This window comes from Acinetobacter sp. ACNIH3 (assembly GCF_002918965.1).
GTDB lineage: Bacteria > Pseudomonadota > Gammaproteobacteria > Pseudomonadales > Moraxellaceae > Acinetobacter > Acinetobacter schindleri.
The window spans coordinates 1-1,022 of record NZ_PQLP01000138.1 but is presented as its reverse complement, the minus strand read 5'-3'; the positions used below and the strand labels follow the sequence as shown (position 1 = coordinate 1,022).

At 46.4% G+C, this 1,022-nt stretch carries 1 protein-coding gene; it reads right to left on the bottom strand.

What is annotated here, in order from left to right; all coding sequences use genetic code 11:
- Positions 1 to 1,022 (bottom strand): elongation factor Tu (gene tuf, locus C3420_RS17080; RefSeq protein ID WP_213064678.1); only part of this gene is annotated, 1,022 nt, incomplete at both ends.

Genomic DNA, 1,022 nt, shown 5'->3' with positions numbered 1-1,022 from the left:
TCCATTGCGATTGGGTGGATCAGCTCTACTGACATCTCAACGTTGTCACCAGGCATAACCATTTCAACGCCTTCTTTAAGCGCGATCGCACCAGTTACGTCAGTTGTACGGAAGTAGAACTGTGGACGGTAACCGTTAAGGAATGGAGTATGACGACCACCTTCTTCTTTAGAAAGTACGTATACTTCTGCGTCGAATTTAGTGTGCGGCTTGATTGTACCTGGTTTAGCAAGTACTTGACCACGTTGTACGTCTTCACGCTTAGTACCACGAAGAAGAACACCACAGTTCTCGCCCGCACGACCTTCGTCAAGAAGTTTACGGAACATTTCAACGCCAGTTACAGTTGTTGTTTGTGTATCACGGATACCAACGATTTCAACTGATTCACCAACTTTAACAATACCAGTCTCAACACGGCCAGTTACTACTGTACCACGACCTGAGATTGAGAATACGTCTTCGATTGGCATCAAGAATGCTTGGTCGATTGCACGTTCTGGTTCTGGGATGTAAGAGTCAAGCGCTTCAACAAGAGCTTCAACTGCAGCTTCGCCATATTGACCAGCGTCACCGTTAAGCGCAAGAAGAGCTGAACCACGGATAACTGGAGTGTCATCACCTGGGAAGTCATAAGTAGAAAGAAGTTCACGAACTTCCATTTCAACTAGCTCAAGAAGCTCTTCGTCGTCTACAAGGTCGCATTTGTTCAAGAATACAACGATGTAAGGTACACCTACCTGACGAGAAAGAAGGATGTGTTCACGAGTTTGTGGCATTGGACCATCAGTCGCAGCACATACAAGGATCGCGCCGTCCATCTGAGCAGCACCAGTAATCATGTTTTTAACATAATCGGCGTGGCCCGGGCAGTCTACGTGAGCGTAGTGACGAGTTGGAGAATCGTATTCTACGTGAGAAGTGTTAATGGTAATACCACGTGCTTTTTCTTCTGGTGCAGAGTCAATTGCAGCGTAGTCTTTCGCTTCACCACCGAATTTCTTCGCACATACAGTTGCAAT